Below are 26,752 nucleotides of genomic sequence, written 5' to 3'. Positions count from 1 at the left end.
AACTACTTGATTACTAAAGGTTTTTCGACAAAGTATGCCTGCTCGCCCGCCGTGAAATCGAGGCGTACACGCCAGTAGCCCGGCTGCATTTTGGCCGTGCTGAACTGCTGTTGCAGCTCGGCGTTGGCTTGCAACGGCAAGGTGAAGTCCAGCTTCAGATCCGAAGGGCGGAAGAAGTGTACCGTACCGGCCAAGGGCTGCCCAGCCAGCGAGGCGGGCAACTGCAAGGTGAGCTTGCGGGCAGCAGCGTCGTGGAGCACCGTTACGGGGGCGGGCAGGGTGGCCGTGCGGGCCACCGATTCCATGCGCTTTTGGTAGGCTAGCTCCTGCTGGTAATAATCGGTGCTGATCAGGTCGACGCTGGTTTTCATCGTCTGCCGCACCAGAAAGCCGATGTAGCCGCCAAACAGCACGAACACGGCAATGATGGCGTAAGGCCAGAGCGTGCGCGTAGGTTTTTGTATCGTATTGTTAGTCATGATGTTATGATTTTGCTTTCTGGCTTCCCCGCTTTGCTCGCCTTCCAGTAATGGGGGGTTCGCGGCCAAACGTGCTTAGCGAGCCGGCGCCAGAAACTTTGTTTTCTCCTCCGTAATCAACTTGCCCTGGCTGTAGACGCCGATGCGGATCTTGTTACTGGTCAAGTGCAGCGCTTTGGCCGGCAGCTCCGCGAAAAACACGCCTTCCGTGATGCCCTGGGCCGGCAGCGTCAGCCCGTCGGTGCCCACGAGGGCAATGGTCCCCCCGGCGGGTTCGAGCAGCTTGAGGGTGATTGGGTAGGGGTGGTTGGTCTTGTTGATGACCGAGATGTTGTAGAGGTTGGTGATGGTGCCGTGGTCGGTTTTCTGAAACAGCTGCCCCGGCGTGCGCAGCACCGTCGCCTCCACGTTGGAACGCGTGGCCAGCAGCGCCACCAGAATGCCCGCCAAGACCACCAGCACGCCCGAATACGCCTTGATGCGGCCCGTTACGTGAAACTTCGTGTTGGCCGCGATGTGGCTTTCCGAGTCGTAGCGGATCAGGCCGTGGGGCTTGTTGATCAGGTCCATGATGTTGTTGCAGGCGTCGATGCAGGCTGTGCAATTGATGCATTCCATCTGCTGGGCGCCGTTGCGGATGTCGATGCCCGTGGGGCACACCTGCACGCACTGTTTGCAGTCGATGCAGTCGCCGGCTTTGCGCTCCTGGTTTTTGCGCAGCTTCTCGCGCGGCTCGCCCCGGTTGTAGTCGTAGGCCACCACAATGCTTTCCTTGTCGAGCATCACGCCTTGCAAGCGGCCATAGGGGCAGGCAATGGTGCACACCTGCTCGCGAAAACGAGCAAAAACGGCATAAAAAACTCCCGTAAACAGCACCAGGCTGGCCAGTCCGCCGAGGTGCTGGTCGGGCGAATCGGTGACGAGCTTCACCAAGGCATCGCTGCCAATGATATAGGCCAGAAACGTGTTGGCAATCAGAAACGAGATGACCAAGAACACCGTGTGCTTGCCGGTTTTGCGCCACGTTTTGTTCCAGTCCCAGTCGGCTTTGGCGAGGGCTTTTTGCTGGGCCGAGTCGCCTTCAAAAAAGTACTCGATCCGGCGAAAGACCATCTCCATGAAGATGGTCTGGGGGCAAACCCAACCGCAGAAAACGCGCCCGTACACCACCGTGAACAGGATCACGAACACAATAAACGTGAGCGAGGCCAGCAGCAGAATGAAGAAGTCCTGGGGCCAGAAGATTTGGCCGAAGATGATAAACTTCCGGGCCGGGATGTTGAGCATCAGCACAGGCAAGTCGTTGATGCGCAGCCACGGACCCGCAAACAGCAGCGTCAGCAGCCCGTAGCTCACCCACTTGCGGTAGTTGTATAGCGGGCCCTGGGGCTTCTTCGGAAACAACCACACGCGCTTGCCCGCCGCGTCAACGGTGGAAATGGAATCGCGGAAGGTTTCGTCGTTTTGGGTAATCATTGTCATCGCATTGGTGCTGTGCTCTCTGCCTTGCCATCGGCTGCTAGCTATCGTTTTGCTTTATTGTATAAATACTTGATTATCAATAATTTATGATTAAGCACGCCCAGTCCGACGCGGGCTGCATCGGACTGTGGTTAGCGCATCGCGATTTTGGTGGCCGTTGGGTCTTTTTCGCCCTGGGGCTCTTTGGCGTTGGCCGGTTTCGAGCCTTGCAGCGTCAGGATGTAGGACGAAACCTGCAAAATCTGCTTGCTGGAAAGCTTTCCTTTCCAGGCCACCATGCCTTTGCCTTGCACCCCGAATTTTACCGTCTTGTACACGTGGTTTACTTCGCCGCCGTGCAGCCAGTATTCGTCGGTGAGGTTGGGGCCAACTTTGCCTTCGGCCGCGGCTCCGTGGCAGGGCGCGCAGTTGGTGGCGAAGAGGGATTTGCCGGCGCCAATGTCGGCGGCAGCCGTCAGGGGCTGAAAATCAGTCAGCTTGTTCGGGTCGTCGGAGCCTACTGAAACGAGCAGGGCCGCTTGTTTCATCTCGGTTTCGTACTCCGCTTGGCTCAGTTGGCCGGCATCGGCTACGTGGAAGTAAAACAGATAAACCGCGGCAAACGCGATGGTGCCGTAAAAGCCCATTTTCCACCACGGCGGCAGGTCGTTGTCGAACTCGTGGATGCCGTCGTAGTCGTGCCCGCTCATGATTTCGTCGCGCACCCGGCCTTGCAGCAGCACGGGGTCGCCCACAAACAGGCCGAGAACCTTGCCGCTCCAGGAGGGACGCACGGTGGGCATTTCGTACACCTTGCGTAGCTGTGGCCGTAGCTGCACCACAATCAGGATGCCGGTGAGCACCAACGCCAGCACAAGCACTCCCAGCAGGCTTACCAAAACCCAGAACAGCATCTCCTGGCCGCTCATGCCCGCGGGTGTGGCGGCCGCTTCCGGCGCTTGCGCCTGTGCCGAAAAGCTCAGCAGCAAAGCAGCAGCGGATAGGCGCCAAGAGCGATTTTTTAATGTTGTTGCCATAAAGCTCTTCCTATTCGGCGGTGGTAGATTGCGGATGAAGTATGGTGGGCTCCGCGTCCTGCTCAGGGTCCAGGTGGGGCCGCAGCTGCACGGTTATCATGGCACTGGCCAGCAGCACGACCAACAGCACCAACCCCAGGATGCCGACCACAAACCAGAACAGCATGCCCTGCGTGGAGCTGGCTGCCGAAGCAGAGGTGGCGGGCGTTTGGGCCGCCGCCACGTAGCCGGTCAGCAGGCCCGTGGCTGTCAGCAAAAAAGTGCGCCAGGTTAGCATAGGTTTCCTTGTTCGATGTGGGCTTCCATCTCGTCGTCGTTGAGCAGGGGTAATTCGCTCATCGTGCTGATATGCTGACGGTTAACGACTGCCACGTAGGTAAGCAGCGCCAGGAAAAAGAGAAAGAAGATGGCCAGCGAAATCAGCGGATATATCTCGACGCCGGCGATGGATTGTAAGACGTTCTTGTCCATGATGTTGTAGCGTATTTCTTGGGAAGTGGCTCTGGTTGGCCGGCACTGCCCGCCAACCGGAGGTTACTGGGCGCCAGCGGTAGCGGTCGTAGCTTGTTCGGGCTTCACCTTGATGTCGGTGCCGAGGCGCTGGAGGTAGGCAATCAGGGCCACGATTTCCTTGTCGGATTTCACCTCGATCTCTTCCTTCTTCAGCTCGTTGGCAATTCCCTCGGCTTGGCGCTGCGCATCGGCCACTGCTTGCTGATCGTAGCCCACAGGGTAAGGCGTGCCTAGCTTTTGCAACACCCGGATTTTAGCGCCGGTGTTGGAGTAATCGATCTGGTTTTCAAACAGCCACGGATAAGGCGGCATGATCGAGCCGGGCGACATGCTGGTGGGGTCCATCATGTGGTTGTAGTGCCAGGAGTGCGGATACTTGCCGCCCACGCGGTGCAGATCCGGGCCAGTGCGCTTGGAGCCCCACAGGAAGGGCCGGTCGTACACAAACTCACCGGCTTTGCTGTATTCGCCGTAGCGCTCGGTTTCGGAGCGGAAGGGGCGCACCATCTGGGTGTGGCAGTTCGAGCAGCCTTCCTTGATGTAGATGTCGCGGCCTTCGAGCTCCAGCGAAGTATAAGGCTTCACCGAGGCGATGGTGGGCACGTTGGACTTCACCAGGAACGTCGGAATCATTTCGATAGCGCCGCCGATCAGAATGGCGATGGTAGCGCCGATGCTGAGCTGCACGGGGCGACGCTCAATCCAACGGTGCCAGTGGCCGCCGGTGGCGTGCGGATCTTGGGCAACGGGCAGCAGGGCAGGGGCTTGCGCTTTTTCGTTGGCGAGCAACGAGCCGGATTGGGCGGTTTTGATGAGGTTGAACATCATCAGGAACACGCCGCTGAGGTAGAGCACCCCGCCGATGCCGCGCAGGTAATACATCGGCACGATTTGCAGAACGGTTTCAAGGAAGTTGGGGTACTGCAACATGCCCTCGCCGTTGAACTGCTTCCACATCAGGCCCTGCGTGAGACCGGCCCAGTACATCGGGATGGCGTAGAACAGGATGCCCAGCGTGCCCAGCCAGAAGTGCGTGTTAGCCAAGCGTTTAGAGTAAAGCTCGGTTTTGTAGAGGCGGGGCCACAGCCAGTAGAGCATGGCGAAAGTCAGGAAGCCGTTCCAGCCGAGCGCGCCGACGTGTACGTGGGCTACAATCCAGTCGGTGAAGTGAGCGATAGCGTTCACATTTTTCAGCGACAGCATCGGCCCTTCGAACGTAGCCATGCCGTAGGCCGTCACGGCCACCACCATAAACTTCAGCACGGGCTCTTCGCGCACTTTATCCCAGGCGCCGCGCAATGTGAGCAGGCCGTTGATCATGCCGCCCCAGCTAGGCGCGATCAGCATCACCGAGAAGGCTACGCCCAGGCTCTGGGCCCAGTCGGGCAGGGCAGTGTAAAGTAAGTGGTGCGGCCCGGCCCAGATATAGATAAAGATCAGCGACCAGAAGTGAATGATACTCAGGCGATAAGAGTACACGGGCCGACCAGCCGCTTTGGGCAGGAAGTAGTACATCAGGCCCAGGTAAGGCGTAGTCAGGAAGAAGGCCACCGCGTTGTGGCCGTACCACCACTGCACCAGTGCGTCCTGCACGCCGGCATACAGCGAGTAGCTTTTCATGAAGCTCACCGGCACCTCCATCGAGTTGACGATGTGCAGCACGGCCACGGTCAGGAAGGTGGCGATGTAGAACCAAATGCCCACGTATAAGTGGCGCTCGCGGCGCTTGGCGATGGTGCCAAACATGTTCCAGCCAAACACCACCCAGATCAGCGTGATGGCAATGTCGATGGGCCACTCCAGCTCGGCGTATTCCTTGCTGGTAGTGAAGCCCAGCGGAAGGGTAATCACCGCTGAGACAATGATCAATTGCCAGCCCCAGAAGTGGATTTTGCTGAGCAAATCGGAGTACATCCGCGTTTTGCACAGGCGCTGCAACGAGTAGTAGACGCCCGTGAAAATGCCGTTTCCAACGAAGGCAAAGATGACGGCGTTAGTGTGCAGCGGCCGGATGCGCCCGAAGGTGGTGTAGGGCGTGCCCATGTTGACTTCGGGGCGGGCCAGCTGGAAGGCAATGATCACCCCGATTAGCATTCCGGCAATACCCCAGAATACGGTGGCGATGCCGAAGTTGCGGACGATCTTGTTGTCGTAGAAAAATGTGTCGACCGCCTTCACGGCGTTCTTCAGGACCTGGGGCGGCTGAGGCGCAACTACCGGCGGTTGTGGATCGACTTGCATAGCGTGGAGAGTGTATGATTAACTTCTCCAAAGGTCTTCCGGCGGCTGCAGCTAAAAGATGACGAAAGTCAGATGGGGCGGTGATTGATGTCAGCCCACCGAGCGGAAGCTTACGGCGTCGGGTCCGTGGGCTCGTCCTCAAATAGCATCCGCACGGAGGGCGTGTAGTCGTCTTCGTACTGGCCGGTGCGTACCGCCCACAAGAAGGCTCCCAGGAATATTAAGGCGACAGAAAGACTGATGCCGATGAGCAGAAAGATGATGGTCATGGGAGTGGATTTAGGCAAGGAGTTGATGCCGGCTGAAAAAAGCGCCGGAATAACTATTTATCAAGTTTGTATATACAAATGTTGCTGATAGTTTTGCGGCCATACTCTTCTGCACGCCGTGGCTACTGATTCGCGCTATTGTAACTGTCTGTTTTTCTCGGCTAACGCCGTCGCCCGCTTGCTCACGAGCATGGCCGAGGAAGAATTTGCCGTTACGGGCCTCTCGCCCTCTCATGCGTTCGTGCTCATGACCGTGTGCCACAAGCCGGGGCTGCAAGCCGGGGAAATCAGCCGGGAAATGCAGCTGACGCCTTCTACCGTCACGCGGCTGGTGGAGAAACTGGAGCAGCGTAAGCTGCTGGAACGCGAGTCGGTGGGGCGGAGCACCCGCGTGACGCCCACCGCGGCGGCCACTGAGTTGCTGCCCGATGTGAAAGCCGCTTGGCGCCGCCTCTATGCCCGTTACACCACGTTGCTGGGGTCGGAAGCCGCCGCGCAATTGACCGCTGCCACGTACGAGGCCACAAAAAAACTCGAGCCGAAAGGCTAGTTTTTTTGCCTTGTAATTATTGTATGTACAAGCAAATGAATTGATTTTCCACTCACTTTTTACCTCTCTCTTTCTATGAACATTGGAATTTTGGGCACGGGCAGCGTCGGCCAGACGCTGGGTGCCAAACTGCTGGAAATGGGCCACAGCGTATTGCTCGGGTCGCGCACAGCTGGCAACGAAAAGGCCGTAGCTTGGGTGCAGCAGCACGGCGGAGCCGCCCGCGAAGGCTCGTTTGCCGACGCCGCTCAATTCGGCGATCTCGTGATTGTGGCCACCTTGGGCACTGCTACCGTAGAGGCGGTGCAGCAGGCCGGCGCGGCCCACTTTGCCGGCAAAACGGTCATTGACCTGACTAATCCGCTGGACTTCTCCCAAGGCATGCCGCCCACGCTCTTCGTAGGGCTCACCGACTCGCTGGGCGAGCAAGTGCAGCGGGCTTTGCCGCAGGCGCACGTCGTGAAAACCCTGAACATGGTCAGCGTGCAGCAGATGATAAACCCAGCCTCGACCGGCGGGGAGCCCGATATGTTTGTGTGTGGCAACGATGCCGGCGCCAAGGAGCAGACCACTCAGCTGCTGCGTGAGCTGGGGTGGCAGCGCGTCACCGACCTGGGCGGCATCGAAGAAGCCCGGGCGACCGAGCCCTTTGTGCTGCTGTGGGTGCGCTACGGCCTGAAGCACAACACCTGGAGCCACGCCATCCAGTTTGTGCACGCCTAAGCCCATCCCAAAGCCCCCAAATTTATTCCGCAGAACCCCACCGAAGCGCACAGCGCTTTTCAGTGGGGTTCTTTGCGTGGGGGCGGGTGGCGAGGAGGAGGAAGCCATGAGCTGACTGGTTAAAACCGGCGCCGCCAAGCCGCATAGCGCACCAGCAGCGTGGCAAACAGCATCACGCTGAGCGAGCTGATGGGCATCAGAATAGCCGACACGATGGGCGTAAACCGGCCCTGTACGGCCAGCCCCAAGCCGATGCCATTGTAGCAAAACGACAAAACAAAGGTGGCCAGCACAATCTGGAGGCAGTCCTTAGAAAAGCGCAGGAACGTGGCGAGCTGGCCGAAGCTGCTCGCATCCAGGATGGCGTCGCAGGCGGGCGAGAAGTTGCTGAGCGTATCGGTGAGGGCGATGCCGGCGTTGGCTTGCTGCAAAGCACCGGCATCGTTGAGGCCGTCGCCGACCATGATGACCGTGCGGCCCTGCCGGCGCAGCTCGGCGACGTATTCCAGCTTATCCAGCGGCGACTGTTGAAAGCGTAGCTCTGCTTTCGGCCCGAATAACTCGCGCAGCCGAGGGCGCTCCGAACTGTTGTCGCCGGAGAGCACGGCCAAGCGGTAGCGCTTGCCCAACTCCGTCAGGATAGGTGCGAGGTTGTCGCGGTAGACATTATGAAACACGAAGCAGCCGACCGGTACACCATTCAGGGCCACGTACACCCGCGATTGCCGTTGCGCGTCGGCTTCTGCAACGTCGGCTGACCGTTGGGCCCCGGTGAAGGCCGCCGAGCCTACCTGCACGCATACCCCGTTGACGACTCCACTCAGGCCCTGTCCAGGTGTTTCTTGTAACTTATTTATAGTCAATGCATTATAAATAAGCTCTTTGGATAGCCGTTGGCTAAGCGGGTGCGTCGATTGCTGAACCAACGTAGCCACGAGCTGCTTTTCTTCAATGGTCAAGGGGCGACCCTCGTAGCTGACCTCTGAGCGATGCGTGTCGGTGAGCGTGCCGGTTTTGTCGAATACAATCGTGTCGGCGCGGCCCAGCGTTTCGACCACGGCCGAGTTTTTCAGGTAAAACTTCTTCTGCCCAAACACCCGCACGGCGGCGCCCATCGCAAACGGCGTGGCCAACGACAACGCGCACGGACAGGCAATGACCAGCACCGACGTAAACGCCCGCAGGGCCATGTGCGGATCCTGCGGGTACCAATACAGAATCGCGCCTAGTGCCAGCGTGAGGGTCAGGGCCACGAAGTAGCGACCGACTTTGTTGGCGTAGGTTTCCAGCGTTTGCTTGTCGCCTTTTTGGAATGCGGGGTTGTTCCAAAGCTGCGTCAGGTAGCCCTGCGACACCTCGCGCACTACCTCCAATTCCACGGCTTGGCCCACCTGCCGGCCGCCGGCGTACACCAGCTCGCCGGCCCCTTTGGCCACGGGCACGCTTTCGCCCGACACAAAGCTGTAATCGATCTGGCCAGTGCCGCGCATGAGCATGGCGTCGGCCGGAATCACCTCTTGGTGGCGCACCAAGATGCGGTTGCCCACCTGTAACTCCTTCACCGACACCGATTTATCACCGTCTTTGGTGAGCAGCGTCACGGCCACCGGGAAGTAGGAGGTGAAGTCGCGATCGAAGCGCAGGGCGTCGTAGGTGCGTTGCTGCACCCATTTGCCGATGAGCATGAAAAACACGAGGCCCGTAAACGAGTCGAGGTAACCCGGCCCGCGGTGGGTCAAAATATCAAACAAGCTGGTCAGCATCAGGGCCGTAAGGCCAAGGCTGATCGGAAAATCGAGGTTGATGTAGCGCTGCCGCAGTCCCTGCCAGGCCGATTCGTAGAAGCCCCGCGCACTCACCAGCAACACGGGCAGCGAGAGGATAATGCTCAGATAACCAAAGAATTGGCCGAATTCAGCCTGAAGCTGTTCCGTAAAGGAAAAGTACTCCGGAAAGGCCAGCAGCATCACGTTGCCGAAGCAAAACCCCGCCAACCCCAGCTTGTAATACAGCATCCGGCTGCCGTGGTGGGGCTGGGCACCGAGTTCGGCCAGCGTAATCTGGGGCTCGTAGCCAATGGCCGCCAGCAGCGTTACAACTTCCTTAAGGTTGGTTTCGCTGGGTAAGTAACTAATGGTTAATTCTTTACGCAAAAAATTGACCCGCGATTCCGACACGCCCGGATTGAGCTTGTACAGGTTTTCGAGCAGCCAGATGCACGAGGCGCAGTGCATCTGCGGGATGGTGAGCGTGAGTTTGGCCAGCGTGTCGCTGCGGAAAGCCAGCAGCTGCACCTGCACCGATTCTTGGTCGAGGTAGTCGAAGCGGCCGGGCAGCTCTACGTCCTTTACTTTCTGGCCGGGGCGCTCGTCGAGGCGGTAGTAGGTGCACAGGTTGCTGGCCGCCAACAGCTCGTACACGGCTTTGCAGCCTTGGCAGCAAAAGGGCTGACTATCAAGGAGAACGGGCTCGTCGGGGCACGCGTCGCCGCAGTGGGTGCAGGCAACGTGGGTATGGATTTCGGCAGGGGCAGGGATCACGGCAGAGCAGATCAGAGGAAAGCCAAAGCTCCGACTTGCCGCCTGCCCAACAGATGACGAATGTCAGCCCAGGGGCTGATTCATTTCAGTCAAACGGCTCTCATACACGGCGTTTCCTCGCCCCGGCTACCAGTTTGAGCGCCGCAGCTTTTCGGGCTGCAACACCCGAATGCCTTTGGTCGACATCTCGATCAGGCCGCTTTGCTTGAACTCGCTCAGGGTGCGGATCAGCGACTCGGGGGCGGTGCCTACCACGGCGGCCATGTCGTCGCGGGAAAGCTGAATCAGTGCGTCGGGCTCCGGACCGGCTTGCTCCTGCATGCGCAGCAGCGTATCGGCCACGCGCCGCCGGATGGAGTTGTAGGCCATGCCCAGCAACAGTTGTTCGCGCTCGGCCACGTGGCCGGCCAGCAGCCGGATAAAGTGCTGACTAACATCGGGGTTGCGTAGCACCAGCTGCATGAAGTCGGCCTTCGGAATGTAGACCAGCGCCGAATCGTCCACGGCCACGGCCGAATCGGTGTATTTCGTGTGTTCCAGCAGCGGTAGGTAGCCAAAAAACTCGCCGGCTTGGTAAATGCCCGTAATGAGCTCTTTGCCCGCAGAAGTGGTCTTGATGGTTTTGACGCGCCCCGATTTTACGAAGTATAGCCGCGTCGGCTCGTCGTCCTCGGCGTAGATTTCCTGCTTTTTGCGCACGGTTTGCACCTTGCGGTCGGCCGAAAGGCTTTCCAGGTTGCCCACGGAGCGGGCGTCGTCGAGAAACTCGTTGAGGCCTTCGCCTTGCAGATCGTAGTCGGGCTTGAGGTGCTGAAAGCGGTTGAGCCGGCCGGTAATGGCGCTCAGCAGCTCGGTTTCGTCGAAGGGCTTAGTCAGGTAGTCGTCGGCGCCCAGTTCCATGCCGCGGCGCAGGTCGGTGCGCTCGGTTTTGGCCGTCAGGAAGATGAAGGGCACGCCCGCCAGCTGCGGGTTCTGGTTGAAAATGTGCAGCACCCCGTAGCCGTCGAGCACGGGCATCATGATGTCGCAGATCACCAGATCCGGTTTGGTGGCCAGGGCCTGCTCGACGCCGATCTTGCCGTTTTCGGCCGTGTGTACCGCGTAGCCCGCCAATTCCAGAATTTCGGCGGTGTTTTCACGGATGAAGTCGTTGTCCTCAATCAGCAGGATGGTTTTCATAAGGGATGGTGATGGTGACGGTGGTGCCCACGTTCAGCTCGCTGTGGAGGGCAATGTCGCCCCCCATCAGCTCAAGATATTTGGCAATAATATAAAGTCCTAAGCCCGTGCCGGGTACCGTCGTGACGTTGCGCGCCCGGAAGAAGCGCTCGAACAGGTGCTCCTGATCTTCCCGGGAAATGCCTACGCCTTGGTCCTGCACCGTCAAGGTAAATTGATTCTGCTCGCAAAGCGTACGAACGGTTACCACCGACCCGGCGCCGGAATACTTGATGGCGTTGGACAGCAGGTTGACCAGAATCTTGCGCAGCAACGACGGATCAAGCCGAACGGGATCCGAGCACAACACCTCTTTCTCGATGCGCTGGCCGGGCTTAAACATACCCTGCATGCTGGCCACCGTATCAGTGAGCAGGCCGGCAATGTCCAGCTCGATAGGGTGCGCTTCTATCTTGCCTTCCTCTATTTTGCCCACCGACAGAAACTCTTCTAAGATGTCGTTCAGGTTGTTGACCGACGAGCGGATGCGCTGCAAGTGCTTGAGCCGCTGGGGCTGCTGGTCGCCGCCGGCGTACTTTTCAATCAGGGCAGCCGACGTGAGCACGGTAGTTAGCGGCGTGCGAAACTCGTGCGACGCCATCGATACAAACCGCGATTTCATTTCGCCCAATTCCTGCTCGGCGGCCAAGGCTTTGGCCAGCTCGTCCTGGCGCTGCTCCAGCTGCTCGAGCGTGTGCATGAGGGCGTGCGTGCGGTCAACGACCTTTTGCTCCAACTCGGCATTCAGCCGCTCGACGCGTTCGCGCTGGGCAATCAGTTCGCGCTCGGTGTTCTTTTTATAGGTGATGTCGACGATGTAGGACACCACGTACAGCTGCTCGTCGAGGTGAAAATAGCTCAGGCTGACTTCCACCGGAAACACCGAGCCGTCCTTGCGCCGCGCCTGCAAGTCGCCGCGGTGCGCGCCCATCGACCGCACGGCCGGCGCCTCGTTGAACGACTCCCGGAACCGTTCGTGCTGGCTGCCCACGGCGTCGGGTACCAGCACTTCAATGAGCTCACCAATTAATTTATCGTCTTGATAACCAAATAGTTGGTGGGAAGTACGGTTGGCCGAAATGATTTGCCCCTGTCGGTCGCAGACAATGATGCCGATGGTGGCATTGGCCACGACTGCCTCGAAACGGCCCACGCTCTGGGCCAACTCGCGCCGGGCCTGCTGAAGCCGGCTTTGCTCGGTGAGGCGAACTAAGAAAAAGGGCCGATCTTCCATCTGAAAGGCCGTCAGCTCGAGGCGTGCCCAAAACGGGTCGCCGGTCTGGCGGCGTATTTCGGCTTCCAGCTCCTGCCTCTTTTCGCGCATGACCTGCTCCTGTAGCGCTTGCCAGGCTTCGTCCGATAACCCCGAAGTGAGGAGCGAGCGCTTGGGGTCCTCGAAAAACGCCTCCTCCGACGGGTAGCCCAGCAGCTGAATGCCCGCCGGATTCACATGCGTAAACCAGCCCAATTTCACGTCGTAAAGGCCAACAAACTCCTTAGCCTGCGTAAAAAGAATATCGACCAGAGTCGTGATATACGGTGAAATAGGCATATGAAAACGCAAATACGGCGGCAACGAGGCCGGGATGAAGGACGCTAAAGTTGCGGATAAATTTTCTGGTGATAAAAGTCAGCTAAAACCCTGACCGTCGTCAGGGGGCAAGCTCAGCGGGGGAAGTACTTTTACGAAAGCAAAATTATTTTACCCGGCGATGACTTCCTCTCAACCCCAACCGCAGCTTTCCGAAACCGATTCGGCGGTCTTGCTGGTCTTGCTGCCAACGGCTACCGGCAATGGCGTGCAGCAGGCCGCCACCAACGCGTCGCTGGCCACCTTGCAGGGGCGCCTCGGTGCGGCCATCCGCGTGCTCAAGGTCGACGAAGCCAGCCATCCGGCCGTGGTGCGCAGCTTCCACGCCACCGAATTGCCGTCGTTCGTGCTGGTGCGGCAAGGCATTGAGCTTTGGCGCCAGCAGGGCCTGCCGGAAGGAGAAGTCACCGCTACCCTGCTGCTGAGTAAAGTAGATTAATAGAGCATAAGTAATTGATTATGAATTACTTATGCTCTATGCTTTAATAGCGCTTACGCCTTGCCGGGCAAGGATTTTACAGGTTACGTGCGGGATAATATTTTGTAGCTTACTGCCCCCTGGCTACCGCGGGGTTTATCTATTCGTATTATTCCGTCCCGAATGGCTTCATTTCGCACGATTTTCTTCCGCAGCGGCCTGTTGGCCAGCACTTGTTGTCTGCTGTGGGCCGGCCAGAAACCGCAGCCCGCGGCGGCTCCCTACGATCTGGTGATTTCGCACGTCAACGTGATCGACGTGGCCACGGGCCAGATCCGGCCCGACCAAATGGTGGCCCTGCGCGGCGACGCGATTGCGGTAGTCGAAAAGGCCGGCGCAAAATCGTATGCGGCCAAGCGTACGCTCGACGGCCGGGGCAAATACCTGCTGCCAGGCCTCTGGGACATGCACGTGCATTTTCGTGGGGGCGACAGCCTGATACAGGCCAACCAAAACCTATTGCCGCTTTTCCTGGCCCACGGCATCACGGCGGTGCGCGATGCGGGCGGCGACATGACGCCGGCCGTGATGAGCTGGCGGCGCCAGATTGGGGCGGGTACGTTGGCCGGGCCGCGCATCTTTACCTCCGGCCCCAAAATCGACGGGCCACACGCCTACTGGCCGGGCTCGCTGGAAGTCGAAACGCCGGCCCAGATCAATAAGGCGCTGGATTCGCTGCAGAAGCTGCACGTCGATTACGTCAAGATTTACGACAGCAACATCAGCCGCGATGCCTACCTGAACGTCATTTCCGAAGCCGAAAAGCGCGGCCTGAAAACCACGGGCCACATGCCGTATTCCGTGAAGCTGGGCGAGGCCGTCGACCGCGGGCTGGACGCCTCCGAGCATCTGTATTACGTGTTTAAAGCGTGCTCCAGCAAGGAAGACAGCCTCACGAACCTCGTGCGCCAAAGCCTGACCACTGCGCACCCCTTGGGCCTGTTTGCCATGCTGCCGGCCGTGGAAGCCACATATTCGCCGGCCGCCGCGACGCGCATTTTTCAACAGATGGCCGCGCATCATACGGCCGTGGTGCCTACGCTTTTCATCAGCAAAACCCTGGCCGACTTGCCCACCACCGACCACACCCGCGATACCATGCTGGCCTACATCGACCCCAAGATTCAGGCTACCTACACCCGCCGCCTGAGCAGCGCGAAGGGGCAGTCGGCGGAAGCGGCGCAGTTCCGCAAGAAGCTGGAGGTACGGTTCAGCGGCTTGGTGCCCAAGCTGCAAGCAGCCGGCGTAACCGTGCTTGCCGGCTCCGACAGCGGGGCGTTCAACTCCTTCACCTATCCGGGCGCTTCGCTGATTGGCGAGCTGGAAATGCTGGTGCAGGCCGGCCTGACGCCTGCCCAAGCGCTACGGGCCGCTACCCTCAACGGGGCGCGGTTTATGGGCGTCGAAAAAACTGCGGGTACGGTGGCAGTGGGCAAAAACGCCGATCTGCTGCTACTAGCCCAGAATCCGCTAACCGACATCCGAAACGTGCGCACTATCAACACCGTAATTGCCCGCGGCAAGCCCTATTCGCGGCAGGCCTTGGGCGCGATGCTGCAAGCCGTGAAACAGAAGTAATCCGGCACCGGCAGCGGTTAAAGCCACGCAAGCCCACACGTATTGCCGTGTGGTAAATTTCTGTTTATCAATAAGTTAAATTTTTTTAAGTATGTCTGATTCAACGTCTTCTTTGACAGCTCCCGCATCTTCGATCGTCGAGCGTTTGGCACAGCAGCTTAGTACGGTCGTCTCGGCCCAGACGCTGTACGGTACGCCCGTCGAGCGCGACGGAGTCACGGTGATTCCGGTCGCGCGGGCCCAATACGGCTTTGGTGGGGGCGGGGGCACCGATGGCTCGCGGGCCGGCGGCTCTGGTGGTGGCGCGGGCGTAAACCTGACGCCGGTGGGCTACATCGAACTCAAACAGGGCAACGCACGCTTTCGGCCTATTCGGGGCTCGGTGGTGCCGCTGGTAGCCGTCAGCGGTTTGGTGGCCTTGTTGCTGCTACGCAGCGTTCCGAAGCTCCTGCGAAAGCGTTAGCAGAAGTCTGAATGTTGCGGCGCAAGTAATTGTATACCAACAAGTTAAATTGCGCAAGGGTAGCGCGACGCCAACCACGCTATAAAGCCTTAGTGCAAACTTGAGGTGCTGCGCAAATAGGCGCTGCCCAAAGCCAGTATTGCAAGCAGCAGAAGCGGAAAAAGGAGGGAAGGAATAACCATGACGCCGGGGAATTAAGGGCTTGCAAAAGCCCAGGGTGAGGTGGGATGCTTCTCTAAAAGTCGGTTTTTACACTCCGTAATGCTTTGATAAACATTGGGTTGGCGTATGACTTTTGTCATGGCTGCTCTGCCTGAGGCCAGCCCTAAGAAAAGAACGCCCAGCAGCGCAAAATGGCCCGTGTTTTTTGTTGCGGATATAACAGCGCGGCAACGTCCAGCGGCTGCCTCGTTGCTTCTGTTCTGCCACCCGCTGAAATTTTCGTTGCTGGTTATGCCGACTTCCGCCCAACTTCTCGCTCCTGCCACGTCCGCTGCGCGGTCTGAACGCCGTTTTCTGTCGGGGCCGCGCAGCCGCCCCAGCGAGCTGCGGTTTCTGTGGGATGTACTGCGCGAATTTCTGCGCGGCTTTCGGGTGCTGCACTTTGTGGGGCCATGCGTGTCGGTGTTTGGCTCGGCGCGGGTAGTCGAAGGCTCACCGTTTTACCTGTTGGCGCGGCAGTTGGGTGCCGGGCTGAGCCGGCAAGGATTCACGGTGCTCACGGGCGGCGGGCCGGGCATTATGGAAGCCGCCAACCGAGGCGCCCGCGATGCCGGCGGCCCTTCTGTGGGCTGCAACATCGAGCTGCCCCAGGAGCAAAACCCCAACCCATACCTGGATAAGTGGCTGACCTGCCGGTATTTCTTCGTGCGCAAAGTGCTGCTGGTCAAGTATTCCTATGCCTTCGTGATTATGCCCGGCGGCATCGGTACGCTGGATGAACTGTTTGAAGCCCTGACGCTGATCCAGAACAAAAAAATTCTGGACTTCCCCATCGTGGTCGTCGGGCGCGAGTATTGGCAACCGTTGCTGGCGCTGCTCGCGCACATGGAAGCCCAGGGCATGGTGGCCCCCGTCGATTTGCAGCTGCTCACCTACACCGATTCGGTGGAAGAAGCCCTCGCCCACATCGAGCGCTACGCGGTGGTGAAGTTCAAGCTGCTCAGCGAGCATCGGCCGCGGCGTCGGTGGTGGTTTGGGGAATAAACGCTTGCTAAAAGGGCTGCAGGGGGCCGTAGCTCAACTCCTGCACGATGAAATGGGCATAGGGCTGGCGCTTACCATCTGCAACCCAAGCGCCTTCCAGCACGGTGGGCACGCGCACGCCTTGTATTTCACGGTATTGGGCCGAGCGCCCTATCCATGGCAGTAATTTCTGGTCGCCTTGGTAGCGCTGGGTTTCGCATTGCTCGATTTCGTTTTGCTCGTTGAAGCGCACCAGATACGCGACCGTTTGGCCTTCGTGCGTAAACGTCAGCCGGGCCGACTGGTCATCGACGGCGGCCCAACTGACGCGCTCGCTGGGCAGCAGATTGGTCGGGAGCCACGTGCTTTCGCCCAGCCAGCGCAGCAGTTCGCCCTGATCGTAATGTGGGCCGGCGCCGCGCATGATGGGCACCGCTCCGAGTAGGCGCACCGTGAGGCTGCCACGCCCGCCTACGTATTCGTCGCGGGCGATAAACTGCCGGGTGGTGCCTTGCCAGATAAATCCGGGCGGGTCGGCTACCAGGTATTCTTCCCCTTTGATGTCGACCCAGTCGCCTTCCAGCTCCGTTTTGAACTGCCCACCGTGGCGCAGGCGCAGGCCGCGTAAGTACGGCTGGCCATCGCGCAGCACGTGGCGGAAGTAGCGCTGCACCGGCGCGGGCAGCCCTTCGAGCTGGGATTCGTGGTAGATGCGGGTGGAAACGTCCGTCGATTGGGCAAAAAGCCGCTCCACATCCCGGCGTAGTCGCCGGGCTGCTGCCTTCCGGCCCAGCACAATACCCGCCACGGAAGTAGCCAGCGCCGCGGAAACCAGCAACCAAGTGGCTTTCTTTTTCATGATTATATAAGTGATTGGTATAGAACAAGTTATGTGAAAGCGCCGCGTAGCTTTTACAGCGAAGCACAGCGCAAAGGTGCACCAGCCCTCAAGCATCGGCCATGACGAAAGTCAGGCGGTAACCCAGTATACTTCATGGACTTACCTCGGGCGGAGTTTGCCAAACCGCTCGATAGGGGACGCTCGTCGGGGCCCGACGGGAGAAAGAAAATCCCGTACATTCAGCCACCAACCAGATGCCGTTGCTTATGAGCCTTCGCATTCCCTACATGCAACTCCAGCAGGAGCTGAAGCGCGTGTTGCTCTCACTTTCTTTTTCGGAAACCAAAGCCGAGCATTGCGCTACGGTGTTTGCGCAAAACAGCCGCGACGGCGTGTATACCCACGGGCTCAACCGCTTCCCGACGTTTGTGCACGCCATCCGAAACGGCTGGGTGCAACCCGCAGCCGACCCGACCTGCATCGAACAAAACGGCGCGCTTGAGCGCTGGGATGGCCACCTGGCGCCCGGCGTGTATAGCGCCAGCCTGTGCATGGAACGGGCCATCGCGCTGGCCCAAACCCACGGAATTGGCTGCGTAGCCCTGCGCAACACCAACCACTGGATGCGCGGCGGCACTTACGGCTGGCAGGCCGCCGACGCTGGCTGCATCGGTATTTGCTTTACCAACACCATTGCCAACGTGACGCCGTGGGGTGGTACCGGGCCGCGGCTGGGCAACAACCCGCTGGTAATTGCCGTGCCCCGCGGCTCGGAGCCGCCTGTGGTGCTGGATATGGCTCTGTCGCAGTATTCGTTTGGCAAGCTCAGCACCTACGCCAGCCGGCAGGAGCCGCTGCCCGTGCCGGGCGGCTACGACCAAGACGGCAACTTGAGCACCGACGCGGCCGAAATTATGGCATCGCAGCGTGGGCTGCCCATTGGCTTCTGGAAAGGCTCGGGACTGTCGCTGGTGCTGGATGTGCTGCTGACGGCCCTGAGCGGCGGGCGCTCCACGGCCGCCATTACGCAGTCCGGTGCGGAGTACGGGGTGTCGCAGTGCTTCATCGCAATTCGGCAGCCCGAACTACATACCTCGCTGATTGAAGAAATTCTGCGCTACACCAAATCGGACGGCGAAGGGCAACCCAGCGGCAAAGTATTCTATCCCGGCGAGCAATCGCTGGCCACCCGCCACGACAACCTTTTGCACGGCATTCCGGTGCAGGAAGATATCTGGCAGCAGGTATTGGAAATGTAGCGGTGCGCCAAGCGCTATGATATGCTCAGCCAGCGCGGCGCTTTTCGTCCTCGGCGCTGCCGGTGCGTTTGCGAGCAGGCGTTACGGTATCGCTGCCGAAGCGGTAGCTAAACGAAAGCGTCGCCACCCGTGTGTCGAGCCGCTGATACAGCGATTCTACGTAGTTGTCGTAGGTGGAAGTAGCGTGCAGCGTGGCGGTATAAAACAAGTCGGTGGCGTTGAGCTTGAGTGTGCCCTTGCGGTTCCATACGGCTTTTTGCAGGCCAAGGCCTACCTGCCCATTTGGCCTAGTATCCAAGAAGCCGTACTGCTCGCGCGACTGGTAGCGGCCGTTGAGCTCGGCCGACCAGCCCTGGCCGAAGGTCAAGGTGCTGGTGCTGCTCAGGTTGAAGGCCGGGCGGCCTTTGTCTAGGGCCGTGCCGGCCAGGTGGCCCACGAAGCGGCTGTAGTAGAACACGCCGTTGTTGTAGACGCTCCACCACTTGGCAAGCTCGACGGGCGCCGTCAGCGTCAGGGCGTAATAATACTGTTTGCCCAGGTTCGCGCTGGTTACCACCACCTTATTGCCTGCTTCCGGCTGCACCACCCCCACGATGGGGTTGCTGGTGATGCTGTAGCTCAGGCCGGTGCTGAATTTTTGCTTGTAAGTGTGGGTCAGCTCCAGGTTGTAGCTGGTTTGGGGCCGCAGGTTGGGGTTGCCAGCTCCCGAAGTGGTGGGATCGCTGTAAATGCGGAAGGGGTTGAGCTGCCCATAAGAAGGCCGGTCGATGCGCCGACTTAAGGATAGCGATACTTCGTGCTTATCGTTGATCGTTTGCTTGGCGGCGGCACTCGGGAAAAGCTGGGCGTAATTGCGTCTAAAACCTACATTGCCAACTACTTGGTTGCCAATGGCTTGCGTTTGTTCGGCGCGTAGGCCGGCTTGCAACGTCAGGCGGGCGTAGGTATGCGTCAGATCGAGGTAGCCTGCATAAATGTTTTCGGTGTAACGGAAATGGTTGGTTTGCCCCACGTCCACCGAGTCGCGGCCGTCGCGGGTTATCAAAAAGACCACGTCGTTGTCTGATGATACCCTGCTGGCCTTGCCGCCCGCTTCCAGCACAAATTCTTTCGAAACCGGATGCGTGTAATCCACCTTCACCGACTGGATGGTGAGCGCACCGGCCTGCGTCACGCGCAGCAACGAAGGCGAAGCAACCGGTACTTCATAAAAGGTGTTCAGGTGCTGCTGCCGATCGGTGGTGTAGCGCGCGTAATCGACGTCGGCACTCAGCTCGCGCTTGCCACTTGCGGCCGCAAACGTGTGGCGAAAATTGAGGTTGGCCGCGCCGTTGGGCGAGTGAAAGTCGCGCGTTTTGTCGGTGCGGTTTTGGGCCAGCAACGACTGGTCGGCCCGAAAGAGTTGGGTAGTATTGTAGCCTGCCTGCTCCAAATGACTCCTCAATCCGCTCACCACGGCCCCAATTACTGTGCGCTCGGAGAGGGTATAATCGAGGCCCGCTTTCCAGGTGTGCGTGTGGGTGTGATTGACGATTTTATTGAACAGATCGCTGCGGCTGGTCACCACTTCGGCCACCGAAAAATCGCGGTGGTTGGTGATTTTCACGAAATCCTGCCGGTTGGCGTAGTTGTAGGAGCCAAAGAGGTTGAGTTTTTGGTGGCGGTGGTTGAGGGAAAGGCCGCCGGTAAACTTGCCGTACTGGCCGCGGCCGTAGGCGGCGTTGGCGCTGCCGTTGGTGCCCTGGCGCTGGTCTTTCTTCAGGTTGATGGCAATGATGCCGGCCCCGCCCTGCGCGTCGTACTTGGCCGGCGGGTTGGTGATCAGCTCGATGCTCTGCAGCTGCTCGGCTGGCAGGGCCCGCAGGTACTCGGCCAGCTCGCTGCCGCTCAGCGGCTGGCGCTTGCCGTCGATGAGCACGAGTAGGCCTTGTTTGCCGCGCAGGGCCAGGTTGTCGTTGCCGTCCACGGTCACGCCCGGGGCCCGGGCCAGCACGTCGAGCGTGGTGTTGCCGGCGGCCAGCGTGGAGCCGGCCACGTTGACGACGGTGCGGTCGGCCTGGTGCTCGAACAGGGGCTTTTGGCCCACCACCGTCACTTCCTTCAGCTGCGTAGCCCCGCTGGCAGATAGTACCAATGCAGGTATATCTACTTCATGGCCAGTTACTTCTGTTGGTGCGCTCCAACGGCGCACAAAACCCACTTGCGAAGCCGAGACCAAGTAGCGTCCCGGCCGCACCTGATCGAAGCGAAACCGGCCTTGGGCATCGCTAAACTCGTTTTTGACCACCGCCGAATCGGTAGTGCGGTGTAGCGTAATCGTGGCTAGTTCGAGGCCCGCGGCAGCAGGGGTTTGCACTAGGCCGGTGATCGCGCCGAGGCCCTGTGCCCGGCTGGTGGGAGCAGTCAAAGCCAACAAAACCGTGACTCCTATCGGTAAACCAAGCCGCTTGAAGAGGGGAGAGGAGAAAAGAAGCATAGGCCAGCGCGTGAAGGGTTTGGAGAAGGGACAACCCTTTCTCGCGCAGGCTGCAACACCCGGGCAAAAGTTAGCCGCGATCTTACTCTATTTCACGAGCTTACGGAAATTATACCGCTTTCTGTAGTTTGAGCATCAAAATGCATCTATTTGATAATCAAACAGATGCATTTTGATACTGATTTCGCCATTAGTACCTATTCCTCCGTGCTTTGGCCTTTACTACGTTCGGCGTCGAGGAAATATGCCCCCTGGCGGACTAAGTGCGTGGTATCGGGCAGGGATTCGAGCGGCACTACGGCCACGTCGCCGTGGGCGGTGGCGCCGGGGCGCACCTTCACGCGCCGGAAGGTGGCGGTGCTGTCGGTGGCCGCCGTCCGGACGTAGACGTAGCTCAACTCACCAGCCTGAATTACAGCCTCTTCGGGCAGAGTGCGGGCTTGGGCGCCAGCCGTCTGGAGGCGGGCCGCTACATACTGACCGGGGAGCAGATTGGCAGCTTCGGTGCCTTCGAGGTGGGCGTGCACAGCGATGGTGCGAGCGTCGTTGTCGAACGCTTTGCCTACCAGAAACACGCGGGCGTGCAGCACCTCGCCCGGCGTTCGGCGGCTGGGCACCGTGAACAGAATGGGCTGGCCTACCCGCACTCGGGCAATGTCTTTCTCAAACACCTTGAGTTGCAGGTGCAAATCGGAGCGATCGACCACTTCCAATAGCACGTCCTGGGGGTTTACAAACTGGCCGGGATTGATGTTGATGGTCGTGACGTAGCCTCCCAGCGGCGTTATGAGATTTACCGTGGGCTGGATGTGGCCGGTAGCTGCGAGGCGGGTTGGTGAAATATTGAGTTGGGCCAGTTGGGCCGCGAGGCTGCGCACGGCGGCCTGCTCGGTGGCGTAGTCGGCTTGGGCTTGCTGAAGCTTGCGTTTGGCTCCCACATCTTCTACGTCCAGAATACGTTGGCGCTCAAGTTCTTGGGTAAGAAACCGCACATGGGCGCGGCTTTGCAAATAGTCCTGTTGCAGCTTGAGGTAATCGGGGTGGCGCAACACGGCCACTACGGCGCCTTTGGCCACATGCTGACCGGGCAGCACCTTCACCTGCTGCACGTAGCCGCCCAACACGGCCGAAATGGACACGATGTTTTGGGGCGGCACATCGATAACGCCGTTGGCCAGCACTTCGGAAGCCATGCTCTGGCGCATAAAGCTGCCCAGGCCGATGCCCGCCGCCTGCATTTGCGCCGCCGAAATCGTCACCTGATCGGGGTTGGCCGGGGCAGCGGGCGGGGCGGGCGGCGTCGCGCCCTCGGCTTCCGAAGAAGCGCCCCCGTGGCAGGACGCAAGCACCCCAACCAATAAGGGCAACGGCAGCAGACGAAGCGCAGAAAGCAAATAGTTCATGGCAAGTAGGTCAACGGCAAGTACTGGCTTAGTCGGTGCCGGCCAGGGCTTGTAGGCTGAGAATGAAATCGTTGTATTGGCGCACCTGATCGAGGTAGGCCTGCTGAATCTGCCAGGCGGGCTCGGTGTTCACCACATACGTCACGTAGTCGATGTCGCCGGCCCGGAAGCTTTTTTCGGCCGTAGTCAGAATAAGCTGCGCCTGCGGCAGGCCATACTGCTCGTAATAATCGAGCGAAGCCCGCGCCCGACGCAGGTGCTGGCGGAGCGCACCTAGTTGGCCCGTAAGCTGAGTGGTCGCGTATGCTAATTCGTTGTCGGCCAACTGTTCACCTAAGCGGGCGGCGGCCACGCGGGCGCGTTGTGCCCCACCCAGCAACGGCACCGACAGGCCCGCTTGCGCCACTTGGTAGCCATTGGTTTTGTTGATGCTCTGGTTGAAATAGCCCAGCCGCACATCGGGCAGGCGCCGCAGCTGCTCCACGCGGGTTTGCTGCCTGCTGACGGTAGCCTGCTGGCGAAGCAGCCCCAACGTAGGGTTGGTTTCGGGCGAAAGAGCCGCCGTATCCGCGGCCGCCAGCGGAGCCACGAAGCTTTCCGTCGTGTCGATGTGCGCGTTGGGGCCTACACCGAGCAGAACGCCCAATTGCTGGCGCTGCACGATCAGGTCGGTGGCCGTGCTGGCCAAGCGGTTTTGCAGCTCCCGCGCGCGGGCTTCGGCCGATACCTGTTCCAGTCGGTTGGTTTCGCCCACTTGGTACCGGATGCGGGCCGCGCGGGCCGCCCGCCGATACAGGCTATCCTGACGGCGGAGCAGGGCCGCCCGGCGGTGGGTAAGTAGCAACTGGTAGTAGCTGCTGCGGATGGAAAGGGCCAATTCGCGGCGCTGTACGCGGGCGCGCTGCTCGGCCGTGAGCGTTTGGCTTTCCAGCAAGCGGCGCTGCGCTGCGTACACGCCCGGCAGCGACGCCTGCTGAATCACGTTGAAGCTTTGGTCGACGATTGGCCCCGAAATCTGGCCGCGCTGGTAGTCCAGCACCGTGCGCGGCAGGTCGTAGCCGGTGCGGGTAAGCGCGCGCTGTTGCTCCACTTGCAACGCAGCCGATTGCAACGAGAGGTTTTGCTTCAAGCCCGTCTGCAATGCCTGTTGTAAGGTAAGTACTTGATTATTAAATATTTGTGTTTGCGTGTTCTGCGCTCGTCCCGCAAGTGGCAAAACCAATAGCGCCACAACAATAGCAACTGCAACCGGACTCGCCGGGCCGGAAGGTGTGGGCGTGGAAGCTGGCTCGCTTTCGGGGGTGCCGGGTGCGGGATCGTCTTTGGTGAAGAGCGTGTAGAGCACTGGCAGCACCAGCAGCGTAAGCAAAGTAGCCGTAATTAATCCGCCGATCACCACCGTGGCCAGTGGCTTTTGCACTTCAGCCCCGGCAGAAGTCGAGAGGGCCATCGGCAGAAAGCCCAGGGAAGCCACCGAGGCCGTCAGGAGCACCGGCCGGAACCGTTCGGCGGTGGCCCGCAGCACCCGTTCCTGCACGTGATGCACTCCGGCTTCTGCTAGTTCGTTGAGGCTGGCTACCAGCACGATGCCGTTCAGCACGGCCACCCCAAACAAGGCAATAAAGCCCACGCCCGCCGAAATGCTAAACGGCATACCGCGCAGCCACAAAGCCAGCACGCCACCGATGGTCGCCAGCGGAATGCCGGTAAAAATGAGCAAGGCCTGCTTCACCGAATTAAACGACAAGTAGAGCAGTAAGAAGATGAGTAGCAACGAGATAGGCACCACAATGCTCAGGCGGGCTTTGGCGCGTTGCAGGTTTTCGAAAGCCCCGCCGTACTGAATGGTGTAGCCCGACGGCAGCTTCAGGCTTGCGTTGAGCTTCTGCTGAATGTCCTGAACCAGACTCTGCACGTCGCGGCCGCGCACGTTTACGCCAATGTTAATGCGGCGGCGGGCGTCGTCGCGCGAAATCTGGGCGGGCGCGTTGCGGAAGCGCACTTGCGCCACTTCGTCAAGGGGCACTTTCTGGCCGCCGGGCACATCCACGTACAGGCTGCGGATGTCGTCGAGGCTACGGCGCTGGGTCGAGTCGAGGCGCAGCACGAGGTCGTAGCGGCGTTCGCCTTCATAGACTTGGCCCGCCACTTCGCCCGCAAATGAGGCCCGCAGCAGCGTATTCAGGTCCGATACGCGCAGGCCGTATTGAGCAAGCTTCTGACGGTCGTAGGTCACGCGCAGCTGGGGCAGGGCCGCAATCTGCTCCACTTTCAGGTCGCCCACCCCGGCCAGCGGGCGAATGAGGGAAGCCGCCTGATTGGCCTTCTCGAAAAGGATGCCCAAGTCGTCGCCGTAAATCTTGATGCTGATGTCGGATTTGGCACCCGAAATCAGCTCGTTGAAGCGCATTTGAATGGGCTGCTGAAACTCCAGATTGATGCCCGGCACGTCGGCCAGCGCGTGCTGCATCCGGCCGGCCAGCTCCTCACGTGAGTGCGCCGAGGTCCAGTCTTGTTGATCTTTCAGAATCACCATCTGGTCAGAGTCTTCCAACGACATGGGGTCGGTGGGAATTTCGGAAGTGCCGATTTTGCCCACAATTTGTTCGATTTCCGGAAAGTTCTTGAGCAAGATCTGCTGAATGCGGGTGGTGGTAGCAATGCTCTGGGCCAGCGACGAACCCGGAGCCAGTGTCACGTTCACGGCAAAATCGCCCTCGTCGAGCTGCGGAATAAACTCGCCGCCCATGCGCGTAAACAGCCAGCCTGCTACCGCCAGCAAGCCCACGGCGACGGCAACCACCACCGCCCGCCAGCGCAGCGCGCCTTTGATAAGAGGCGAGTAGCCGCGGTGCAATGCCTTCATGATGCGGTCGGCAAGGGTACCTTCCTCCTTGATGTCTTTGCGCAGCGCCCACGCCGATACGGCTGGTACGTAGGTCAGGCACAGCAACATAGCGCCCACAATGGCAAAGCTCACGGTCAGGGCCATCGGCCGGAACATCTTGCCCTCGATGCCGGTCAAGGCCAGGATGGGAAAGTACACAATCAGGATAATGAGCTGTCCAAACAGCGCCGAGCGCATCATGCGCGTGGCGGCGGCTTCGGCCACCTGGTCCATGGTTTCGCCCTCGGCCCGCTCGCGGAAATGCACGAGGTGAAATATCATGGCCTCAACGATGATCACGGCCCCATCCACGATCAGCCCAAAATCCAGGGCGCCCAAGCTCATCAGGTTGGCCGACACGCCGAACAGGCGCATCATGCCCAGCGCAAAGAGCATGCACAGCGGAATCATGCTGGCCACCACCAAGCCCGCCCGGAAATTGCCCAGCAGCACCAGCAGCACAATAATGACGATGACGCCGCCTTCCAGCAAGTTTTTAGTAACGGTATGTATGGCCTTGTCGATGAGCTTGGTACGATCCAGAAAAGGCAGGATTTCCAGGCCGGGCGGCAGCGTTTTCTGGATTTCGGCTACCCGCTCTTTCACGCCCTTGATGGTTTGCTCGGAACTGGCGCCTTTGAGCATGAGCACGATGCCGCCCACCGTTTCGCCGCTGCCGTTGCGCGTCATGGCGCCGTAGCGCACCGAGTGGCCAAAGCGCACGTCGGCCACGTCGCGCACCAGCAAAGGAGCGTTTTGCGAGGCTTGCTTAACTACCAGTGAACCAACATCTTGTAAGGACGTCACGCGGCCTTCGCCCCGGATGAAGTAGGCATTGGGGCCGCGTTCCAAATACGAGCCGCCCGTGTTGGCGTTGTTGTCCTGCAAGGCCGCCAGTAGCTCGGGCATGGTCACGTTGGCCGCATTGAGGCGGTCGGGACTTACGCTCACTTCGTATTGGCGCACGTAGCCGCCAAAGCTGCTCACGTCCACTACGCCGGGCACGCCGGCCAGTTGGCGCTTCACCAGCCAGTCCTGCACGTCGCGCAGCTTAGCCAGCGAATATTGCTTCTCAAAGCCGGGCTTCACACGCAGCGAATACTGAAAAATCTCGCCCAGTCCGGTCGTGATTGGGGCCATAACGGGCGTGCCGGCCCCGCTTCCCAAATCGGCCTGAGCGCTGGTGAGCTTCTCGGCTACCAGTTGGCGGGTGCGGTAAGTATCGATGTTGTCTTCGAAAACCACTGTAATCACCGACAGCCCAAAGCGGGAAATCGAGCGGATTTCGGTGACGCCCGGCACCGTGCGCAGCTGCAATTCCAGCGGCACGGTCAGCAGTTGCTCGACCTCCTGCGCGGCCAACGCCGGCGACTGCGTAATTACCTGCACCTGGTTGTTGGTAACATCCGGAATGGCATCCAAGGGCAGGTGCAGCGCCGAGTAGCCGCCCCAGGCCACGAGCCCCACCACCAGCAACAGAATCATGAGCTTGTTGCGAATGCTGGCGGCTATGATTTTAGAAAGCATTGAATAGCAGATAGTTCGATTCGGGGCCGCGAG

At 59.8% G+C, this 26,752-nt stretch carries 21 protein-coding genes; 7 read left to right on the top strand and 14 right to left on the bottom strand.

Going from position 1 to position 26,752, the window contains the following annotated elements; translation table 11 throughout:
- Positions 1-2 precede the first annotated feature (2 nt).
- From H9I52_RS12645 to ccoS, 7 genes are all read right to left on the bottom strand, one after another.
- Positions 3-479 carry a FixH family protein gene (locus H9I52_RS12645; protein WP_187454174.1) on the bottom strand — a complete coding sequence of 159 codons (477 nt, stop codon included), beginning with the start codon at positions 477-479 and terminating at the stop codon, positions 3-5.
- A gap of 75 nt (positions 480-554) precedes the next feature.
- A complete protein-coding gene (gene ccoG / locus H9I52_RS12640) occupies positions 555-1,961 on the bottom strand; it encodes a cytochrome c oxidase accessory protein CcoG (protein ID WP_262386063.1) in 1,407 nt (468 codons plus the stop codon).
- 131 nt (positions 1,962-2,092) lie between these two features.
- Positions 2,093-2,977 carry a cbb3-type cytochrome c oxidase N-terminal domain-containing protein gene (locus H9I52_RS12635; RefSeq protein WP_139516222.1) on the bottom strand — a complete coding sequence of 295 codons (885 nt, stop codon included), beginning with the start codon at positions 2,975-2,977 and terminating at the stop codon, positions 2,093-2,095.
- Positions 2,978-2,987: 10 nt separating this feature from the next.
- On the bottom strand, positions 2,988-3,254 hold the full coding sequence (locus H9I52_RS12630; RefSeq protein WP_187454173.1) for a hypothetical protein: 267 nt from the start codon (positions 3,252-3,254) through the stop codon (positions 2,988-2,990).
- Entirely contained in the window at positions 3,248-3,448 is a 201-nt protein-coding gene (locus tag H9I52_RS12625) for a hypothetical protein (RefSeq protein ID WP_139516224.1), read from the bottom strand. Before H9I52_RS12625 ends, H9I52_RS12630 begins: the two co-directional genes overlap by 7 nt.
- A 63-nt stretch (positions 3,449-3,511) precedes the next feature.
- Positions 3,512-5,731 carry a cytochrome-c oxidase, cbb3-type subunit I gene (gene ccoN, locus H9I52_RS12620; RefSeq protein ID WP_187454172.1) on the bottom strand — a complete coding sequence of 740 codons (2,220 nt, stop codon included), beginning with the start codon at positions 5,729-5,731 and terminating at the stop codon, positions 3,512-3,514.
- Between the two features lie 110 nt (positions 5,732-5,841).
- Positions 5,842-6,018, bottom strand: a complete 177-nt coding sequence (gene ccoS / locus H9I52_RS12615) for a cbb3-type cytochrome oxidase assembly protein CcoS (protein WP_410403029.1) — start codon at positions 6,016-6,018, stop codon at positions 5,842-5,844.
- A gap of 100 nt (positions 6,019-6,118) precedes the next feature.
- Between ccoS and H9I52_RS12610 the strand changes: the two genes are divergently transcribed.
- Both H9I52_RS12610 and H9I52_RS12605 read left to right on the top strand, forming a co-directional pair.
- The gene (locus tag H9I52_RS12610; protein ID WP_187454171.1) at positions 6,119-6,550 is read left to right on the top strand and encodes a MarR family winged helix-turn-helix transcriptional regulator; all 432 of its coding nucleotides are present in this window, start codon (positions 6,119-6,121) and stop codon (positions 6,548-6,550) included.
- A 75-nt stretch (positions 6,551-6,625) separates the two neighbouring features.
- The gene (locus H9I52_RS12605) at positions 6,626-7,273 is read left to right on the top strand and encodes an NADPH-dependent F420 reductase (RefSeq protein WP_187454170.1); all 648 of its coding nucleotides are present in this window, start codon (positions 6,626-6,628) and stop codon (positions 7,271-7,273) included.
- A gap of 119 nt (positions 7,274-7,392) precedes the next feature.
- Here H9I52_RS12605 and H9I52_RS12600 read toward each other — a convergent pair whose 3' ends face one another.
- The 3 genes from H9I52_RS12600 to H9I52_RS12590 form a co-directional block, all read right to left on the bottom strand.
- A complete protein-coding gene (locus tag H9I52_RS12600; RefSeq protein ID WP_316248037.1) occupies positions 7,393-9,813 on the bottom strand; it encodes a heavy metal translocating P-type ATPase in 2,421 nt (806 codons plus the stop codon).
- Between the two features lie 126 nt (positions 9,814-9,939).
- On the bottom strand, positions 9,940-10,992 hold the full coding sequence (locus H9I52_RS12595) for a response regulator (RefSeq protein WP_139516230.1): 1,053 nt from the start codon (positions 10,990-10,992) through the stop codon (positions 9,940-9,942).
- On the bottom strand, positions 10,970-12,583 hold the full coding sequence (locus H9I52_RS12590) for an ATP-binding protein (RefSeq protein ID WP_187454169.1): 1,614 nt from the start codon (positions 12,581-12,583) through the stop codon (positions 10,970-10,972). Before H9I52_RS12590 ends, H9I52_RS12595 begins: the two co-directional genes overlap by 23 nt.
- Positions 12,584-12,743: 160 nt before the next feature.
- Between H9I52_RS12590 and H9I52_RS12585 the strand changes: the two genes are divergently transcribed.
- The 4 genes from H9I52_RS12585 (at position 12,744) to H9I52_RS12570 (ending at position 16,347) form a co-directional block, all read left to right on the top strand.
- Positions 12,744-13,061, top strand: a complete 318-nt coding sequence (locus H9I52_RS12585; protein WP_139516232.1) for a thioredoxin — start codon at positions 12,744-12,746, stop codon at positions 13,059-13,061.
- Between the two features lie 162 nt (positions 13,062-13,223).
- The gene (locus H9I52_RS12580; RefSeq protein WP_187454168.1) at positions 13,224-14,678 is read left to right on the top strand and encodes an amidohydrolase family protein; all 1,455 of its coding nucleotides are present in this window, start codon (positions 13,224-13,226) and stop codon (positions 14,676-14,678) included.
- 91 nt (positions 14,679-14,769) lie between these two features.
- Complete coding sequence (locus tag H9I52_RS12575; RefSeq protein ID WP_187454167.1) at positions 14,770-15,141, top strand: spore germination protein GerW family protein; 372 nt, start codon at positions 14,770-14,772, stop codon at positions 15,139-15,141.
- Positions 15,142-15,594: 453 nt separating this feature from the next.
- Positions 15,595-16,347: a TIGR00730 family Rossman fold protein gene (locus tag H9I52_RS12570; RefSeq protein WP_139516234.1), complete on the top strand. Its 753-nt coding sequence runs from the start codon at positions 15,595-15,597 to the stop codon at positions 16,345-16,347.
- Between the two features lie 7 nt (positions 16,348-16,354).
- Here H9I52_RS12570 and H9I52_RS12565 read toward each other — a convergent pair whose 3' ends face one another.
- On the bottom strand, positions 16,355-17,185 hold the full coding sequence (locus H9I52_RS12565) for a DUF6544 family protein (protein ID WP_187454166.1): 831 nt from the start codon (positions 17,183-17,185) through the stop codon (positions 16,355-16,357).
- Positions 17,186-17,433: 248 nt separating this feature from the next.
- Here H9I52_RS12565 and yiaK point away from each other — a divergent pair, with 248 nt between their 5' ends.
- Complete coding sequence (yiaK, locus tag H9I52_RS12560; RefSeq protein ID WP_187454165.1) at positions 17,434-18,426, top strand: 3-dehydro-L-gulonate 2-dehydrogenase; 993 nt, start codon at positions 17,434-17,436, stop codon at positions 18,424-18,426.
- 25 nt (positions 18,427-18,451) lie between these two features.
- On the opposite strand, the gene H9I52_RS12555 is transcribed toward yiaK, so the two are convergent.
- The 3 genes from H9I52_RS12555 to H9I52_RS12545 form a co-directional block, all read right to left on the bottom strand.
- Positions 18,452-20,833 (bottom strand): TonB-dependent receptor, encoded by a 2,382-nt coding sequence (locus H9I52_RS12555; protein ID WP_262386062.1) that lies wholly within the window; start codon positions 20,831-20,833, stop codon positions 18,452-18,454.
- A gap of 266 nt (positions 20,834-21,099) precedes the next feature.
- Positions 21,100-22,305: an efflux RND transporter periplasmic adaptor subunit gene (locus tag H9I52_RS12550; RefSeq protein ID WP_187454163.1), complete on the bottom strand. Its 1,206-nt coding sequence runs from the start codon at positions 22,303-22,305 to the stop codon at positions 21,100-21,102.
- Between the two features lie 28 nt (positions 22,306-22,333).
- Positions 22,334-26,719, bottom strand: a complete 4,386-nt coding sequence (locus H9I52_RS12545; RefSeq protein WP_187454162.1) for a CusA/CzcA family heavy metal efflux RND transporter — start codon at positions 26,717-26,719, stop codon at positions 22,334-22,336.
- Positions 26,720-26,752 lie beyond the last annotated feature (33 nt).

Origin of the sequence: Hymenobacter sp. BT491, assembly GCF_014349165.1 — a bacterium.
Lineage (GTDB): Bacteria > Bacteroidota > Bacteroidia > Cytophagales > Hymenobacteraceae > Hymenobacter > Hymenobacter jejuensis.
Note: the sequence above shows the minus strand (reverse complement) of the source record. Positions and strands in the feature narration are given on the sequence as shown.